The organism is Cupriavidus pauculus, from assembly GCF_002858765.1.
In the GTDB taxonomy this organism is placed as follows: domain Bacteria; phylum Pseudomonadota; class Gammaproteobacteria; order Burkholderiales; family Burkholderiaceae; genus Cupriavidus; species Cupriavidus pauculus_B.
Genome location: NZ_PJRP01000013.1, coordinates 85,661 through 102,382, shown reverse-complemented (window position 1 = coordinate 102,382; position 16,722 = coordinate 85,661). Strand labels below are relative to the sequence as shown.

Genomic DNA, 16,722 nt, shown 5'->3' with positions numbered 1-16,722 from the left:
GTGGCTCTCAGATCGAAGCGGACAGGCGCAGGCTGAACAGCGTGCCTTCGCGGAATTGGGACGACGGGGCGCGCACGGCGCGCGAGGCAAAGGCATCGACGGCAACCGTCTTCCAGAACAGGCCCACGCCCAGCGTGGCGCCCGAGAGCGAACCGGATGGCACACCCGCCGCGCGGTTGGTGACGTTGCCGAAGTCGAAGCCGGCGTAGATGCGGCCGGCCAGCGTGCCGGTGGCGTCGGTGCTGACCTGCCATGGCAGGCCCAGCTCGTTGCGCATGTAGTAGCCGTTGTCACCGGCCAGCGTGAAGTTCTGGAATCCGCGCACCGACGATGGGCCGCCGATCAGGATCTGTTGCGTGCCGTACAGCGTGTCGTTGGCGGCCTGGCCGCTGAACTGCGTCGAGAACGTCAGCCCGGTGCCGCCGATGGTGAAGCGGCGGTTGTAGCCCAGGTCGAGCGTGAACTTGTTGAACTGCGCATGCGGCAGGTCGCGCGGCAACTCGGACGGATCGTGCAGCGCGCCCAGCAGCGACAGGCCCTGCACCATCGCCAGCCGGCCGTTGAAGATGCCGCCGTAGGCCTGCGTGAAGGCATTGACGCCGACGTCGAGGAAGGTCAGCGTGCGGCTGCTGACCTGCAGGAATTCCCCGCCCAGCCAGTTCTTGCTGTCCTGTGTGGTCAGCCGGGCCGATACGGCCACGCGGCTGGCCTGATTGCGGAAGACCACGCGGTCGGCACCCACGCTCCAGGTGTCGGTCTTGCCCGTGGCCTTGAGTGTCATGCCGCTCGGTAGCGACAGGGTATTCGTGTAGTTCGACTGGCTGTAGTCCACCGTGAAGGTGCTGTAGCCATACGGCAGCTGGGCATGGACACCGGTGGAGTCCGACTTGTGGCCGCCGCTCATCGGAAACACCGACTGCCGGCGCGTCACCGCGAACAGTTCGTTCAGGCCCAGCAGGCTGTCCAGCGTCACCGTGGCCGACGCGGCATTGCGGCCGGTGGCTTCGGTGCCGAGGTTGTCGTAGGAGCCATACAGATGCACCGGGAAGGTCGAAGCGTTTTGCACCGCCACCACGGTCTGGCCGGGCTGGCTGCCGGGGCGCAGGTCAAGCCGCGCGTTGTTCGACGCCAGCGAATTGATCTGGTCGATGCCCTGTTCCAGGTCGCGCAGGTTCAGCAGGTCGCCGGGATTGCCCGGAAACGCGCCGTGCGGCCAGATCGCGCCCTTGCGCCCGTCTTCGATCTCGTAGCGCTCGATGCGGCCGGCGACCACGGTGATTTCGAGCTTGCCGGTGCGCAGGTCCTGCGCCGGCAGGTAGGCACGCGTGGTAATGAAGCCCCGGTCGATAAAGCTCTTGGTCAGCGCGGCCAGGATGGCTTCGAGATCGGTGGCCGCCAGGCAGCGGCCGGCGTAATCGCGCGTGATGTCGCGGCGCAGGTATTCGGGCACGCGGTCGGCGTCGCCCTTGAACTCAATCTCGCGGATATCGCGGCACGCCACGCCGATGTCCGGCACCTGCACCTGCGGCTTGATGGTGTCGAGGTTGGTGCCCCCCGGTGGCGGCAATGCACGCAGCGCCCGTTCCTGGTCTTCACGCAGGCGGTCACGCTGCTGGCTTTCGATGATCTGGTTCTGGCGATCCAGCACTGCCGCCGGATTGGCCTGGGCCTGGGCGCTGCCATGGAAGGCGGTCAGGATGGCCGCCGCGACGATGCCCAGCACGGGCAAAGGACGCACGAAGCCATGGCGCGGGCGCGCGCCAGCAACGCTGCTCCCCCGCAGCGTGGTTGCCGTATTCATTTGAGGTGTTTCCCGTTTTCCCGTTGAAACAGCGCGATCTTTTACTTCTGGTTGTGCGTTTTGGCTCCCGCACACGCGTCTGTCTTTAATTTTGTGCGGATGGTAGCAAGACCTAAAGTTTTGTCGAGCCGTGCCGAGCGGGAAATCTGGAAATTGCGTGATTTGCCACAGCGGTGTCGTTTGATCTGGTGACAGCCGTCAGGCAAAAACGACAATGCCGCAACCACGGCAGGCCGTGGTTGCGGCATTAAGGGATTTGTGCGTCGATGGGGCGGCGGTTCAGTCCACCTGGGCGCCCGATTGCTTGACGATCTTCGCCCACTTGTCGATATCGGTGCGCAGGGTGGTGGCCAGCTGCTGCGGCGTGCCGCCCAGCGTTTCGGCGCCCTGGGCGGCCAGCTTGTCGCGCAGCGACTTGTCGGCCAGCGCAGCCTGCATGGCCGTGGACAGTTTCTGGACGACTTCCTTCGGCGTGCCGCGCACCGCGAACAGGCCGACCCACAGGTCGCCGCTATAGCCGGGCACGGTCTCGCCGATGGCCGGGATGTCGGGCGCGAACGGCGACCGCTTGGCCGAGCTGACGCCCAGGGCGCGCACCTTGCCGGCCTTGATGTGCGAGAGCACCGACGGCAGGCTTGCGAACGCCATCGGCACCTGGTTGCCCAGCACGTCGTTCAGTGCCGGCGCCACGCCTTTGTAGGGCACGTGCTCCAGCTTGATGCCGGCCGTCGTGTTCAGCATCTCGCCCAGCAGGTGGTTCAGCGTGCCGTTGCCGGCCGAGCCGTAGCGATAGAAGTCAGGCTTGGCCTTGGCCATGGCGATCAGTTCCGACATCGACTTGGCCGGGAACGCCGGATTCACCACCAGGACGTTGGGCACGGTGGCCACCAGCGAAATCGGCTCGAAATCCTTGACCGGGTCGAACGGCACGCTGCGATACAGCGACGGGTTGATGGCCTGCGTGCTGCTGATGGTCATCAGCAGCGTATAGCCGTCGGGTGTGGCGCGTGCCGCAGTCTGCGTGCCGATGTTGCCACCGGCGCCGGGGCGGTTTTCCACCACCACCTGCTGGCCGATGCGCTGCGACAGGTCGGCCGCCACCAGCCGCGCGACGATGTCGTTGGAGCCACCGGGTGCCTGCGGCACGATCATCTGGATCGGCTTCGATGGATAAGTGTCTGCCTGGGCGTGGCCGATGGCGGCTGCCGCCAGCGCCAGGCCTGCCAGGGCGCGAAGGGTACGGGTCATGCTGTCTCCTGATGAATGCGGCCCGGCCGGTGTTATGGGGTTTTGCCGGGTGTTGTGGCGCTCACTCTAGCCCAGCCCCGCACGCAGGAGAAATTCAATCGGCGACTGGTGCCATAAGCTTTTCTTATTGGCTGGCCGCGCGCCCTACTGTGTGGCGGTGGCGTCCTGTGCCGGCTGCCAGCCGCCGCCCATGGCCTGGTACAAGGCCACGCTGGCATTCAGGCGGTCGGCGTGGGTCTGGATCAGGTTCAGTTCCGCGCTGAACAGCTGGCGCTGGGCGTCGAGCTGTTCCAGATAGGGCGAGTACCCGGCGCGGTAGCGGTTGGTGGCATGGCGCAGCGCGGCTGCCAGTGCGTCGCGCTGCTCGCGCAGCCGCGCTTCCTGCTCGCCAAGCTTCTGCACGGCGGCCAGGTTGTCATTGACCTCGCGGAAGGCGGTCAGCGCCACGCGTCGGTAGGCATAGGCGGCCTCGTCGCGTTGCGCGGCGGCGGCGTCGGCGCCGGCCACGATGCGCCCGCCCTCGAACAGCGGTGCCAGCACGCTGCCGCCGAGCGTCCAGATACGGATCGGATTGGCCAGCCCGGTCGCGTAGACCAGTCCGCCCGAGGCCGTCAGCGGAATGCGCGGCAGGTAGGCCTTGCGGGCGGCGGACAGGCTGGCATCGGTAGCCGCCAGCGTGTATTCGGCCTGGGCAATGTCGGGCCGCCGCCGCAGCAGTTCGGAGGGCAGGCCCGCCGGTACGGACGGCTGCTGCAGCGCCTGCAACGGCAGGCCGCGCGCGATGGCGCCCGCATCGGGGTTGCCGACCAGCACGCCCAGCGCGTTTTCCTGCCGTGCCACGGCCAGTTCGGCCTGAGGCACCGCCTGGGCGGTCGATTCATATTCCGCCCGCGCCTGTTCGTATTCGAGTTGGGACGTATAGCCGGACCGGGCGCGGTCGCGCGCCAGCCGCAGCGCGTCGGCGCGCGATGTCAGCGTCTGGCGCACTACTTCGAGCTGGGCATCGAGCGCCCGCAGCGTGATATACCCGCGCGCGGCGGCGGCCGACACGGACAGGATGGTGGTGTCGCGCGCCGCCTCGCTGGCCAGCAGGCTGTTGCGCGCGGCGCCCACCGCATCGCGGATACGGCCGAACAGGTCGACCTCGTAGGAGGCATCGAACACCAGCTGCCCGGTGTTGACCGTGCCGGCCACCCCGAATGCGTTGATGGCCCGGGCCCGCGTGCCGCCGGCCGTGAAGTCCAGCGTCGGGAACAGCTCGGCACGTGCGATGCGCGCCTGCGCATCGGCCTGGCGCACGCGCGTCACGGCGATGGCGATGTCGTCGTTCTGACCCAGCGCCTGGGCCACCAGCGCGGTCAGCGCCGGGTCGCCGTAGGTCTGCCACCATTCGCGCTCGATGGTGGCGGTGGGGCCCGGGTCCACGCGCCAGGCAAGCGGCGGCGCAAGGGGCTCCGGCACGGGCGGGCGCGGGCCCATGCATCCGGCCAGCAGCAGGGCGATGGCGGGCAGCACGACGCGGCGCGTGACGCGCAGCGCGGTGCAACGAGACGGGCTGGGCCAGTGTGTCATCGCGTTGGCGGCCGGTTGGTGCTGGTGTCGACTTCGGCCTGCACCGACATGCCCGGACGCAGGCGCTCCGCCATCGGCTGGTCTGGGTCGATGGTAATGCGCACCGAGATGCGCTGCGCCACCTTGACGAAGTTGCCCGTGGCGTTATCGGCCACGATCACCGCGAATTCGGAACCGGCTGCCGGGGACAGGCGCTCCACGCGGCCAGTCAGGCGCGCGTTGTCCAGCGCGTCCACGCGGAATGTGGCGTGCTGGCCGGGCGCCATGTGAGCGGTCTGGGCTTCCTTGAAGTTGGCAATGACCCAGCGCTGCGGCGGCACCAGGAACATCAGTTGCGTACCCGATGTCACGTACTGGCCCAGGCGCGCGCCAATCTGGCTGAGCCGGCCGTCCTGGGGCGCGTTGACGATGGTGTTCGACAGGTCGATCCCGGCCAGTTGCAGGGCGGCCCGCGCCTGCTCCACGGCGGCCTTGAGGCCCTCGCGGCCCACGATGATGGCTTCCACGTCCTGGCGGGCAATCTCCACCGCGGCGCGCGACTGCTCGACGGCGGCTTCGGCCTGGCGCAGCGCGGCACGGGTCTGGTCGCGCTCGCGCAGCGACACCGATCCGTCGGCCACCAGCTCGTCCACGCGCTTCATGTCGGCCTGGGCGCGCAGCAACTGGGCGCGGGCGTTGTCGGCATTGGCCAGTTGCGACTTCACGGTGGCCTCGCGGGCGCGCTGGGTCTGGTCTGCATTGGCCAGGTTGGCGATCTGGGTGTTCAGCGATGCGCGCGCCTGTGCCACGCGCTGACTGTAGATGCGGTCGTCGATGCGCAGCAGTACCTGGCCCGTCTTGACCAGGTCGAAGTCATGCACCGCCACTTCGGTCACATAGCCGCTCACCTGCGGGCTGATGATCGTGGTCTGGCCGCGCACATAGGCGTTGTCGGTGCTCTGGATCGACGGCGAGAACGGCGGCAGGCCCCATGCGTAGAGGATGATCAGCACGCTGACCAGTGCCCCGACAACGATCAGCACGGTCAGCCGGCGCGACCCGCGCGGCGGCGCCCAGCCCTTGGGTGCGGCCTCGATTTCCACCGGGTCTTCGAGCCGTTCGGGCTTGTGGCCAGGCGGCGGGGCGGCGGGACGATCGGGCGGATCCGGCCGGTCGGGAGCACCCGGCGGACGTGAAGCGTCGGACGGACCGGGCGAGTCGGGCGGTGGGGTCAAGTGCCTTTCTCCGTGGATGACGACGGTGGCGGTGGCTTCTTTTCTGGAACATGGCCCGGCACCACCCTGTTCAGGTACAGCGCCAGCAGCCAGACAAAGGTGACGGTGGACAGGATGCCGATCACCAGGAACACGTCGTTGAACGCCAGCACGTTGGCTTCGCGCGTGATCTGCTGCGCCAGCACCATGGCGCCCTCGGTCTGGCGCAGCACGGGGTCGGCCAGCACGCGGCTGTAGACGTTGCCCAGCAGTTGTATGCGCGCGGCGTCGAGCGGGTCGGACAGGCTGATGCCCTGCACCAGCGCATGCGAATGGAATTTCTCGCGCCAGGTCTGGAACGTGCCGAGCAGCGCAGACCCGGCCAGCCCGCCGAGCGACTGCGTGATGCTGAACAGCGCCGAGAAGCTGACGAAATGGCTCATGCCACGCTGCAGCGCACTGCCCATGCCGATCAGCAGCGTCGGCCCCAGGAAGTAGACCGCGGCAAACGCGATCAGCGACTGCGTGAAGTACATGTTCTGCGGGCGCGTCAGGTTGGTGGCGCCGGCGTCGATGAACGCGCCGATGGCGATCAGGATCAGCGAGATGCGGATCGGCCGCCCCAGGTTCTGCGGATTCAGGGTCAGGGCGCTGGCGGCGATGCCCGCCACCGTGGCCATCGACACGACGATATAGAGCGAAATCAGCTGGTCGTTGCCCATGCCCAGCGCCGTCAGCAGGCCCACCGCGCCATACGGCTGTTCGGACAGCAGGATGCGAACCGAGGTGGCCACCACGGCAAAGCGGATGATCGCCATGCTGCCCAGCCAGCGCGTATTGAGCAGCGGATTCACGCGGTTGTGTTCGATCCACAGCGCCGCCGCGATCAGGATCACGGCGCCGCACAGCGCATAGCCCAGCCAGGGCGCCTCGGTCCACCACAGGATGCGCCCCTGGCCCAGCACCGCGCACAGCAGCGCCATGCCGGGCGCGAACAGCGCGAAGGTGACGAAGTCGAGCGGCTCGAAGGCCTTGGTCCGCTCGCTGGGCGGCAGCGGCAGCAGGGCCACCGTCACCAGCGACAGCAGCGACAGGCCGAACTCGAACTGGTACAGCGTCTGCCAGTTGCCGGCTTCCAGCATGCCCGTGGAAAACGTCCGCGCCAGCGGCGTGGCCAGCTGCGGCACGCCGAAGCCGATCACCACGGCACGCATGCGATGCCGCGCCGGCAGTGACTGGATGATGTAGTAGAGCGCCAGCGTGGACATGCCGCTGGCGGCGATGCCATTGGCGGCGCGCGCCAGCAGGGCGGTGGCGAAGGTGTGGGTCAGCAGGTGCGCGCCCGTGATCAGCGCGTAGGACAGCAGGAAGACCTTGGTGAACCGCTGCAGGCCGTACTGCTGGCGGAACTTGATCACCAGCATCGACATGCAGACATTGGTCATGACATAGACCGTGGACAACCACGCGGCCTCGTCGCTGTACAGGCCGAACACCCCCTGGATGTTGTTGAGGTTGGCCACCACCAGCGCGTTGCCGAAGCCGCCGGTCAGTCCGATCAGCACCCCGACGCAGAAGTACGCCACGCGCCGTGGCGTGGGGTGGTCCGGCGTGGCGGGCGACCCCGGCATCGACGGCCGTTCATGCGGCTTGAACTCGTAGCTGGCAGTTGCCATGGCTGACTGGGTAGGCGACGAACGGGCAGTCGACGAACGACGTGGGATGTGGCGATGATGCGGGAGGAACCGGCCCGTGGCAAGCGCGGGGCCGGGGGCGCTGTGCCGGGCGGGCGCCGGGTGCTAGCGGGATGGCAATGCCGGTGGCGCCAACGAACCGCCTTCTGCAATTCTTTCCTTGACGATGTCGCGCAGGACGTCGGCAACGGCTTCCGCCGCGTTCGAGCGTGGCAGCGCGCGCGGCCAGCACAGCGACAGCGTGCGGCGCAATTCGGGCACGATGCGCCGGCGCGGCACGGTGGCGTCGCTTTCGTCGAGCGACGAGGCCGGCAGGATCGTGCAGGCCAGCCCCTCGCGGGCGGCGGCCAGCAGGAACGGCAACGAATCGAGGTCGGCCACCACGTTCAGGCCGATGCCGGCCTGCGCAAAGCGCCGCTCCACCACCTCGCGCAGGCCCTGCGATCCGCTGGGCAGTACCAGCGGCACGTCGTCGAGCGCCTTGAGCGCCACCGTCTCGGCGGCCTTGCCGCGCGGCGCCGGGCCGGGCGGCGTGCCGATCAGGTAGAGCGGTTCGCTGGCCAGCGGTTCGGGTTCCACCGCCCGCGACGGCGTGTCGCGGAACAGGATGGCAAAGTCGAGCCGGTTCTGGTTGAGCAGTTCGGAGATATAGCCGCTCATGCTCTCGAACAGCTGCAGCCGCACCTGCGGATAGCGCTGCCGCACGGCACGCACTAGGGCCATGCCGAAGGCGGCGGCAGCCGTGGTGGGCAGCCCGATGGCCACGGTGCCCGAAACCTCGGTGCCGGCCACGCGCACGTCGGCGCCGGCAATCTCGATCTGGCGCAGGATATTGCGCACGTGCCGGTAGAGCGTCTTGCCGGCTTCGGTGGGGCGCACGCCCTTGGCGCCGCGATGTACCAGCGGCACGCCGAACTCGTCCTCCAGTGCGGCCAGCTGCTGTGACAGCGCGGGTTGTGCCACGCACACCACCTCGGCGGCCCGGGTCAGGCTGCCGTGGTCGACGATGGCCACGAAATAGCGCATGGCGCGGATGTCCATGATTGCGGATCTCCCCCTCGACTTATCAGATATGAAAACGCCAGGGTATTGATTCTACTTATGGTGCCTTCCGCAATCCCTATTTCACACGGCTGGCGCCGGCAGGTAGATTGTCGGCATCGCGCCATGCGCATCTTTCGCCCCCGACACTGCCATGTCCAGACCGCTTGAAGGCATCACCGTAGTCTCGCTCGAACAGGCCATTGCCGCGCCGTTCTGCACCCGCCAGCTGGCCGACCTGGGCGCGCGCGTCATCAAGATCGAACGTCCCGGCCCCGGCGACTTCGCGCGTGCCTACGATGGCCGGGTGCGAGGGCTGTCGTCGCACTTCGTCTGGACCAACCGCTCGAAGGAAAGCCTGACGCTGGACGTCAAGGCGCCCGGCGCCGGGCCGGTGCTGGAGGCGCTGCTGGAAAAGACCGATGTGCTGGTGCAGAACCTGGCGCCCGGGGCGTCGGCGCGGCTGGGGCTTGACTATGAAACGCTGTCGAAACGCTATCCGCGCCTGATCGTCTGCGATATTTCGGGCTACGGCGGGGACGGCCCCTACCGCGACAAGAAGGCGTACGACCTGCTGGTGCAAAGCGAGTCGGGCTTCGTGTCGGTCACCGGCACCCCGGACGAAGGCGTCAAGGCGGGCGCCTCGGTGGCCGATATTGCCGCCGGCATGTACGCCTACAGCAACGTGCTGGCGGCGCTGATCGAGCGGGGCCAGACCGGGCGCGGCAAGCGCATCGACGTGTCGATGCTCGAATCGATGGTCGAATGGATGAGCTTTCCGATGTACTACGCGTTCGAGGGTGCCGAGCCGCCACCGCGTGCAGGTGCCGCCCACGCCACGATCTATCCTTACGGGCCATTCCCGACCGGCGACGGCAAGACCGTGATGCTGGGTCTGCAGAACGAGCGCGAATGGGCGGTGTTCTGCAAGGTGGTGCTGCAGGAGCCGGATCTGGCCACGCAACCTGCGTTTGCCACGAACAGCCTGCGCAGCGCCAACCGCGCCCAGCTGCGCGCCCGCATCGTCGAGGCCTTCGGCCGGCTCAGCGCCGCCGAGGTGGTGCAGCGCCTGGAAGAGGCCAGGATCGCCAACGCCAGCGTCAACACCATGGCCGATGTCTGGAATCACCCGCAACTGGCCGCCCGCGAGCGCTGGCGCCAGGTGGACACGCCGGCCGGACCGATTCCGGCATTGCTGCCGCCGGGCATGACCGATGCGCGGATGGATGCCGTGCCGGGGGTCGGCCAGCATACCGACGCCATCCTGGCCGAAGTGGGCTGCAGCGCGGCGCAGATCGCCAGCCTGCACGCCGATGGCGTGGTCTGAGGAGGGAGGGCCCATGAGCGCAACTCCTGCCCAGGCGCGCGTCCCGCGCACCTATCTGTTTGTGCCGGCGTCGCGGCCGGAGCGCATCGGCAAAGCCATCGCGGCGGCTGCCGACGCCGTGATCGTCGATCTGGAAGATGCCGTCGCCCCCGATGCCAAGGCAGCGGCGCGTGACGGATTGCGTGATGCCTGGCACGCACTTCAGCAACAGGCCGACGCGGCTGGCGTGGCGCTGCTGCTGCGCGTGAATGGCGCGGATACGACGTACTTTGCCGACGATCTGGCGTTTTGCCGGAAGCAGGGGGTTCAGACCGTCGTGCTGCCCAAGGCCGGCAATGCGTCGCTTAACGCACTTCGTGCCGTGTTGCCGGATACGCCCTGCCACGCCTTGCTGGAAACCGCCGCCGGGTTTGCCGACCTGCCCGATGTGGCGCGTGCGGCAGGCGTCACCCGCCTGCTCTTCGGCAGCATCGACCTGATGTTCGACCTGGACGTGGGCGACGACGACCTGCCGCTGCATTACTGCCGCAGTGCGCTGGTGCTCCAGTCCCGCGCGGCTGGCCTGCCGGCCCCGGTGGATGGCGTCTGCACGGCCATTGGCGACGCCGCGGCGCTGGCCGCCGATACGTTGCGTGGGCGTCGCTTCGGGTTTGGCGCCAAGCTGCTGATCCATCCGAACCAGGTGGCCGGCGTGCATGAAGCGCTGGCGCCGTCGGACACCGAATTGTCATGGGCCCGCCGCGTGGTGGAGCAGGCAGCCGCATCGCAGGGCGCCGCGATTGCGGTGGACGGGAAAATGGTCGACCGGCCGGTGCTGGAACGTGCGCAGCGTATTGTCGCGGCGGCACTTCGTTAATGTTCCGTTAATAAAACATCCATGCAGCCATTTGCATCGGTAATGCGCCAATCGGTGTTTTCCCTGACCGGTGGGTTCGATGCAAATGTCGAAATTTATCGGCAGGATGAAAGCCGTTTGTAATCAGGTTGCTGTCAAATGCGCATGGGAGATCGTGCGCCGCCATGCATGCGGGAATCATTGGCTGGTCACCGGGTAAAACAGAACGATAAAAGTCACTTACCCGGTCCACCATTCGGCTGGCACGGTCGTTTACTGCAGACCGCAAGTCGAATTGAGCCAGACCGATCGTGCATTTTCCTGTTTCCCGTGCCGCCGCGGCAACGCTGCTTGCCCTGGTGGCCAGTGCTGTTCACGCCGCCAGCGAGCCGATGCCGCCAGACGGCCCCTGCGTGCCACCGCCGGCCAAGGCTGCCCTGACGTTGGCGCAGGCCCGGCTTGACGGGCTGCGCTGCAACCGCGACATCATCGCCGCGCGCCGTAACGAAGAGGCCAGCCAGGCCGACATCCAGATTGCTTCCCAGCGGCCCAACCCGGTGCTGAGCCTGGGCGTGGCCAATATCAATCCGCACCTGGGCGTGGGCGCTGGCAGTCCGCGCAGCAAGACGGTGGATTCGACTGTCCGCGTGGACCAGGTCATCGAGACGGCCAACAAGGGCAACCTGCGTACCGAGGCTGCCCGCAAGGCCAGCGCCGCCGCCGGCGAACAGACCCAGGCCGTGGTGGCCCAGCAGTTGGGTGCCGTGGACCAGGCCTGGTACGAAGCGGTGGTCAGCCAGACCCGCGTGGAGGTGCTGACCGAGACGGTCGGGCTCTACGGCCGGACGCAGCAGGCCAACGAGACGCGGCTCAAGGCGGGCGATGTGTCGCGCGCCGACGTGACCAAGCTTCAACTTGAAACGCTGCGCGCCCAGACCGACCTGCGCGCCGCGATTGCCGACCACAGCAGCGACAAGGCCGCACTGGCCGCGGCCATGGGTGTGCCCGGCACGCTGATGGATAACCGCCTGGTGGCGGACTGGCCGGCCCCCGATGCAGCGGTGCCGCCGTTCGATCCCGAGGTGCTGCAGCGCCGTCCGGACGTGACCGCCGCCGAAGCCCGACTGGCCGCGGCGGCGTCGCAGCGCGACCTGGCCCGTGCCGGCCGCGTGCCCGATGTGACCGTCGGGGTGCAGTACGAGCACTATCCGGTCTCGGAGGCCAACACCACCGGGAGCGGCAACAGCTACGGCGCGTTCGTGTCGATCCCGCTGTTCGTACGCCACAGTTTCGGTGGCGAGGCGCGCCGTGCCGAGGTCGACTACTACGCCGCGCTGGATGACCGGAACCGTATCCTGCTTGAAGCCCAGAACGAGATCGGCCGGCTGCGTGCGCAGCTGGACGCCGCCCGGGCGTCGCTGCAGCAGATGCGTGAATCGGTGCTGCCGGCCGCCGAGAGCGTGGCCAACAGTGCCGAGTTCGCCTATTCCAAGGGGGCCAGCGGCGTGCTGGACCTGCTGGACGCACGCCGCGCGCTGCGCCAGACCCGTGTGGATGCCGTGGAAGCGCAGGGCAACTATGCCAAGGCCCTGTCGGCCTACCTGACCGCGCTGCAATCCACCCAATCCGATATCAACAAGCTTCCCCAGGTTCGTACTGATGCGTCGCGCCCTTAATTTCCCGTCTCTCTCCGGCCGTTTCCGCATGGCCGCCGTGGTGTCGCTGTGCGCGCTGGCGTTGGCCGGCTGTGGCAAGAAGGAAGTCCCGGAAAACGATGACGAGCCGAAGATCAGCGGCCAGACCGTCGCGTATCCGGCCAGCGTCAAGGCCCTGTCCGGCGTTGTGGGGCAGCCCGTGCAAAGCGGTGGCGACCGCATGCTGAGCTTGCCGGGTCGTCTGGTCTGGAACGAGGACAAGACCGTGCGCGTGGCCACGCCCTTCGCGGGCCGCGTGATGGAAATCATGGTGCAGCCAGGTGCCACGGTGAAGGCCGGCCAGGCGCTGGCCATGCTGACGTCGCCCGACTACGGCGTGGCCCAGGCCGACGCCCGCAAGGCCGCGGCCGACAGCGCCGTGTCCGCCAAGGCCCTGGCCCGCCAGCGCGAGCTGTACCAGGCTGGCGTGATCGCCCAGAAGGACCTGGAGCAGTCGCAGGCCGACAACGCCCGGGCCGCCGCCGACCTGGCGCGCACCCAGGCCGCGCTGCGCATGTATGGCGCGGGCGGCGGCGATGCCGTGAACCAGCGCTTTGCGCTGCGCAGCCCGATCGAAGGCCTGGTGGTGGAGCGCAATATCAACCCGGGCATGGAAGTGCGCCCGGACCAGCAGCCCAATTCGCCGCTGTTCCTGATTACCGATCCCAGCACGCTGTGGGCCCAGCTCGATGCCGCCGAGGCCGACCTTGGCCTGTTCAAGCCGGGCATCAACGTCCAGCTGGTCAGCGCCGCCTATCCCGGCGAGACGTTCACGGGCACCGTGGTCAAGATCGCCGACTATGTCGATCCGGCGTCGCGCAGCGTGAAGGTGCGCCTGGCGGTGCCCAACGCCGACCGTCGCCTGAAGGCCGAGATGTTTGTGACGGCCAAGCTTCAGGCCGCGTCGTTCCAGGGCATTGCGGTGCCGTCCAAGGCGGTGTTCCTGGCCGACAACAAGAACTACGTGTTCGTGCGCACGTCGGCCACGCCGTTCGTGTTCGAGCGCCGCGAGGTCAAGCTGGGCGTGTCGCTGCCGGGCACGACCGAGGTGGTGTCGGGCCTGAAGGCCGGCGACGTGGTCATCACGGACGGCAATCTGTATCTGCAGGACATCCTGCGCGACGCCACCGCGGTGAATGCCGCGCGCGCGACCGCCAAGCAATAAGGGCGGCCCGATGATCCAACGTATCGTTCATTTCGCGCTGCACCAGAAGCTGTTCGTCTGGCTCGGCCTGATCATCTTTATTGCGGGCGGCCTGGCCGCCTTCAAGAACCTGCCGATCGAGGCGTTCCCGGACGTCTCGGACATCCAGGTCAACATCATCACGCTGTACCCGGGCCGCGCCGCCGAGGAAGTGGAGCGCCAGGTCACGATTCCGATCGAAACGGCCCTGGCCGGCACGCCGAATTCGGTGCGCGTGTTCTCGCACACCCAGTTCGGCCTGTCGTTCATGATGGTGACCTTCAATGACAAGGCCACCGACGTCACCGCGCGCCAGCAGATCATCGAACGGCTGCGCAGCGTGGACTTGCCCGACGGCGTGCAGCCGGAACTGGCGCCGCTGTCCACCGCCATCGGCGAGATCTTCCGCTTCCGCCTGACCGGCAAGGGCTATACGGCGCAGGAACTGCGCACGCTGCAGGACTGGGTGGTGGAAAAGAACCTGCGCCAGGTGCCGGGCGTGGCCGACCTGGTGACGATTGGCGGTTCGATCAAGCAGTATGAGGTGAACCCCAACCTGGGCCGCATGCGCGACGCGAAGATCTCGCTGTCGCAACTGTTCACGGCGCTGCAGCGCGGCAACTCGAATGCCGGCGGCGGGGCCGTGGCGCATGGCCGCCAGCAGTACCTGCTGCGTTCGCTGGGCAGCTTCCGCTCGTCCGCCGATATCGCCAACGTGGTGGTGGCCGAGAACAACGGCACGCCAATCCTGGTCAAGGACATTGCCGAGGTGAAGATCGGCTCGGCGCCGCCGCAGGGCCTGATGGGCCAGGACAACGAGGACGACATCGTCTCGGGCATCGTGGTGATGCGCAAGGGCGAGAACCCGTCGGTGGTGCTTGAGGCACTGAAGCAGAAGATCGAGCTGCTGGACACGCAGATCCTGCCCAAGGGCGTGAAGATCGTGCCGTACTACGACCGCTCCACGCTGATCGACAAGACGCTGCACACGGTGTTCGGCAACCTGGTGGAAGGCGCACTGCTGGTGCTGGCCGTGCTCTACCTGTTCCTGGCGAATGTGCGCGCGGCGGCCATCGTGGCGCTGGTGATTCCGCTGTCGCTGCTGTCGACGTTCATCGGCCTGACGTGGGTGGGCATTCCGGCCAACCTGCTGTCGCTGGGTGCGATGGACTTCGGGATCATCGTCGACGGCGCAGTGATCGTCGTCGAGAACATCTTCAAGCGGCTGGGCGAACTCAAGGAACATCAGATCAAGGACAACAAGGCGCGGCTCTACGCGATCCTGCAGGCCACCACCGAAGTGGGACGGCCGACCGTGTTCTCGATGATCATCATCATCGCGGCGCACATCCCGATCTTCACGCTGCAGCGCCACGAGGGCAAGATCTTCGCGCCGATGGCGTACACGGTGACCGGGGCGCTGATCGGCTCGCTGATCCTGTCGCTGACCGTGGTGCCGCTGCTGTGCCACCTGCTGCTGACCAAGAACATCGCCCACGACGACAATTTCGTGGTGCGCTACTGCAAGCGCATCTACGAGCCGATGCTGGCCTGGGCGCTGGACAACAAGAAGACGGTGGTGGGCATTGCACTGGGCCTGCTGGTGGCGACCGTGGGCGTGGGCAAGTTCCTGGGCAGCGAATTCCTGCCCGAGCTTGACGAAGGCTCGATGTGGGTCAGCTTCGACCTGCCGGCTTCGGTGTCGCTGGACGAGGCACGCGACCAGGCTCGCATCCTGCGCAACGTGATCCGCAAGACGCCCGAAGTGAACACCACGATTTCCAAGGTGGGCCGCCCCGACGACGGCACCGATCCGAAGCTGATCAACACGGTGGAGATCCTGGTCGACCTGAAGGCCGACAAGCAATGGCGCGCGGGTTTCGACAAGCGCAAGATCATCAACGAGATCAACCACAACCTGCGCGAGTTGCCGGGCATCGAGCCGAACTTCTCGCAGCCGGTGCGCGACAACATCCTGGAAAGCATCTCGCAGATCAAGGGCCAGATCGTGATCAAGGTGCAGAGCGACAGCCTTGAACACAACAAGAAGGTGGCCGACCAGATCCTGGCGAACGTGCAGTCGGTCAAGGGCGTGATGCGCGCGTTCATCGACCGCGATGGTGAACTGCCGCAGTACGTGCTGGAGTTCGATCGCGCCCAGGCGGCCCGCTACGGCATCAACGTGGCGGACGTGCAGGACCTGATGGAAAGCGCGCTGGCCGGCAAGGCCGCCACCGAACTGTGGGAGGGCGAGAAGCACTTCAGCGTGGTGGTGCGCCTGAAGCCGGGCGAGCGCGAACTGCCGAACCTGCCGAACATCTTCATGCAGACCGCCGATGGAGCGCAGGTGCCGTTGTCGCAACTGGTGACGTTCCGGGCGGCGTCCGGCGCGATGAACATCAGCCGCGAAAACGGTCAGCGCACCACGTCGATCGGCATCTTCATCCACGACCGCGACATGGGCAGCGTGGTGAAGGACATGCAGGCGCTGGTGAAGAAGAACGTGAACGCCGAGGACGTCAAGATCAGCTGGTCAGGCGAGTTCGAGAACCAGGAACGGGCGATGGCGCGGCTGTCGATCGTGGTGCCGCTGTCGGTGCTGCTGATCTTCCTGCTGCTGTTCAACGCCTTCCAGTCGTTCAAGAGCGCGGCGCTGATCATCTCGAACATCCCGTTCGCGCTGATTGGCGGGGTGTTCGCGCTGTTCCTGACCGGCATTCCGCTGTCGGTGTCGGCGGCCATCGGCTTTATTGCGCTGTTTGGCCAGGCCGTGCTGAACGGGGTGGTGATGGTGACCTACTTCAATCAGCTGCGCCAGGAAGGCATGCCGGTGCGCCAGGCCGTGCTGACCGGCTCGATGGACCGCCTGCGCACGGTGCTGATGACGGCCATGCTGGCCATGCTGGGTCTGTTCCCGATGGCCATCTCGCGCGCCATCGGTTCGGAAACGCAACGTCCGCTGGCCATCGTCATCATCGGCGGCCTGATTACCGCCACGCTGCTGACGCTGATCGTGCTGCCGACGCTCTACGAGTGGATGGTGGGCCGCAACTGGCCGGACGAGGAAGGTCAGTCGAACCACGACAACCGCCTGAACGATTCGATGGCGAATTGAGCAGGACGCGTGAACCAGC

At 67.2% G+C, this 16,722-nt stretch carries 11 protein-coding genes; 5 read left to right on the top strand and 6 right to left on the bottom strand.

Annotation, left to right across the window (positions count from 1 at the left end):
- Positions 1-7 precede the first annotated feature (7 nt).
- The 6 genes from CYJ10_RS23560 to CYJ10_RS23535 all read right to left on the bottom strand — a co-directional run bounded on the left by CYJ10_RS23560 (position 8) and on the right by CYJ10_RS23535 (position 8,549).
- Positions 8-1,801 carry a ShlB/FhaC/HecB family hemolysin secretion/activation protein gene (locus CYJ10_RS23560; RefSeq protein WP_257993487.1) on the bottom strand — a complete coding sequence of 598 codons (1,794 nt, stop codon included), beginning with the start codon at positions 1,799-1,801 and terminating at the stop codon, positions 8-10.
- A 279-nt stretch (positions 1,802-2,080) separates the two neighbouring features.
- The gene (locus tag CYJ10_RS23555) at positions 2,081-3,049 is read right to left on the bottom strand and encodes a tripartite tricarboxylate transporter substrate binding protein (protein ID WP_101683868.1); all 969 of its coding nucleotides are present in this window, start codon (positions 3,047-3,049) and stop codon (positions 2,081-2,083) included.
- Between the two features lie 144 nt (positions 3,050-3,193).
- Positions 3,194-4,621, bottom strand: a complete 1,428-nt coding sequence (locus CYJ10_RS23550; protein WP_101683867.1) for an efflux transporter outer membrane subunit — start codon at positions 4,619-4,621, stop codon at positions 3,194-3,196.
- On the bottom strand, positions 4,618-5,835 hold the full coding sequence (locus CYJ10_RS23545) for an HlyD family secretion protein (RefSeq protein WP_257993486.1): 1,218 nt from the start codon (positions 5,833-5,835) through the stop codon (positions 4,618-4,620). Before CYJ10_RS23545 ends, CYJ10_RS23550 begins: the two co-directional genes overlap by 4 nt.
- Positions 5,832-7,490 (bottom strand): MFS transporter, encoded by a 1,659-nt coding sequence (locus CYJ10_RS23540; protein WP_101683866.1) that lies wholly within the window; start codon positions 7,488-7,490, stop codon positions 5,832-5,834. The genes CYJ10_RS23545 and CYJ10_RS23540 overlap by 4 nt, the downstream gene beginning before the upstream one ends.
- A 123-nt stretch (positions 7,491-7,613) precedes the next feature.
- Complete coding sequence (locus CYJ10_RS23535) at positions 7,614-8,549, bottom strand: LysR substrate-binding domain-containing protein (protein WP_101683865.1); 936 nt, start codon at positions 8,547-8,549, stop codon at positions 7,614-7,616.
- Positions 8,550-8,703: 154 nt separating this feature from the next.
- Between CYJ10_RS23535 and CYJ10_RS23530 the strand changes: the two genes are divergently transcribed.
- The 5 genes from CYJ10_RS23530 to CYJ10_RS23510 all read left to right on the top strand — a co-directional run bounded on the left by CYJ10_RS23530 (position 8,704) and on the right by CYJ10_RS23510 (position 16,703).
- Positions 8,704-9,876, top strand: coding sequence for a CaiB/BaiF CoA transferase family protein (locus tag CYJ10_RS23530; RefSeq protein ID WP_101683864.1), 1,173 nt, complete (start codon positions 8,704-8,706; stop codon positions 9,874-9,876).
- A gap of 13 nt (positions 9,877-9,889) precedes the next feature.
- Positions 9,890-10,732, top strand: coding sequence for an HpcH/HpaI aldolase/citrate lyase family protein (locus tag CYJ10_RS23525; RefSeq protein WP_101683863.1), 843 nt, complete (start codon positions 9,890-9,892; stop codon positions 10,730-10,732).
- A gap of 290 nt (positions 10,733-11,022) precedes the next feature.
- Entirely contained in the window at positions 11,023-12,387 is a 1,365-nt protein-coding gene (locus tag CYJ10_RS23520; protein WP_374703298.1) for a TolC family protein, read from the top strand.
- Positions 12,371-13,570, top strand: coding sequence for an efflux RND transporter periplasmic adaptor subunit (locus tag CYJ10_RS23515; protein ID WP_101683862.1), 1,200 nt, complete (start codon positions 12,371-12,373; stop codon positions 13,568-13,570). Before CYJ10_RS23520 ends, CYJ10_RS23515 begins: the two co-directional genes overlap by 17 nt.
- Positions 13,571-13,580: 10 nt before the next feature.
- Entirely contained in the window at positions 13,581-16,703 is a 3,123-nt protein-coding gene (locus CYJ10_RS23510) for an efflux RND transporter permease subunit (protein ID WP_101683955.1), read from the top strand.
- Positions 16,704-16,722: the final 19 nt, after the last annotated feature.

Excerpts from the sequence above, each read along its gene's own strand:
- CYJ10_RS23560 (WP_257993487.1), bottom strand. The coding sequence starts at position 1,801 with ATGAATACGGCAACCACGCTGCGGGGGAGCAGCGTTGCTGGCGCGCGC.
- CYJ10_RS23555 (WP_101683868.1), bottom strand. The coding sequence starts at position 3,049 with ATGACCCGTACCCTTCGCGCCCTGGCAGGCCTGGCGCTGGCGGCAGCC.
- CYJ10_RS23550 (WP_101683867.1), bottom strand. The coding sequence starts at position 4,621 with ATGACACACTGGCCCAGCCCGTCTCGTTGCACCGCGCTGCGCGTCACG.
- CYJ10_RS23540 (WP_101683866.1), bottom strand. The coding sequence starts at position 7,490 with ATGGCAACTGCCAGCTACGAGTTCAAGCCGCATGAACGGCCGTCGATG.
- CYJ10_RS23535 (WP_101683865.1), bottom strand. The coding sequence starts at position 8,549 with ATGGACATCCGCGCCATGCGCTATTTCGTGGCCATCGTCGACCACGGC.
- CYJ10_RS23530 (WP_101683864.1), top strand. The coding sequence starts at position 8,704 with ATGTCCAGACCGCTTGAAGGCATCACCGTAGTCTCGCTCGAACAGGCC.
- CYJ10_RS23525 (WP_101683863.1), top strand. The coding sequence starts at position 9,890 with ATGAGCGCAACTCCTGCCCAGGCGCGCGTCCCGCGCACCTATCTGTTT.
- CYJ10_RS23515 (WP_101683862.1), top strand. The coding sequence starts at position 12,371 with ATGCGTCGCGCCCTTAATTTCCCGTCTCTCTCCGGCCGTTTCCGCATG.
- CYJ10_RS23510 (WP_101683955.1), top strand. The coding sequence starts at position 13,581 with ATGATCCAACGTATCGTTCATTTCGCGCTGCACCAGAAGCTGTTCGTC.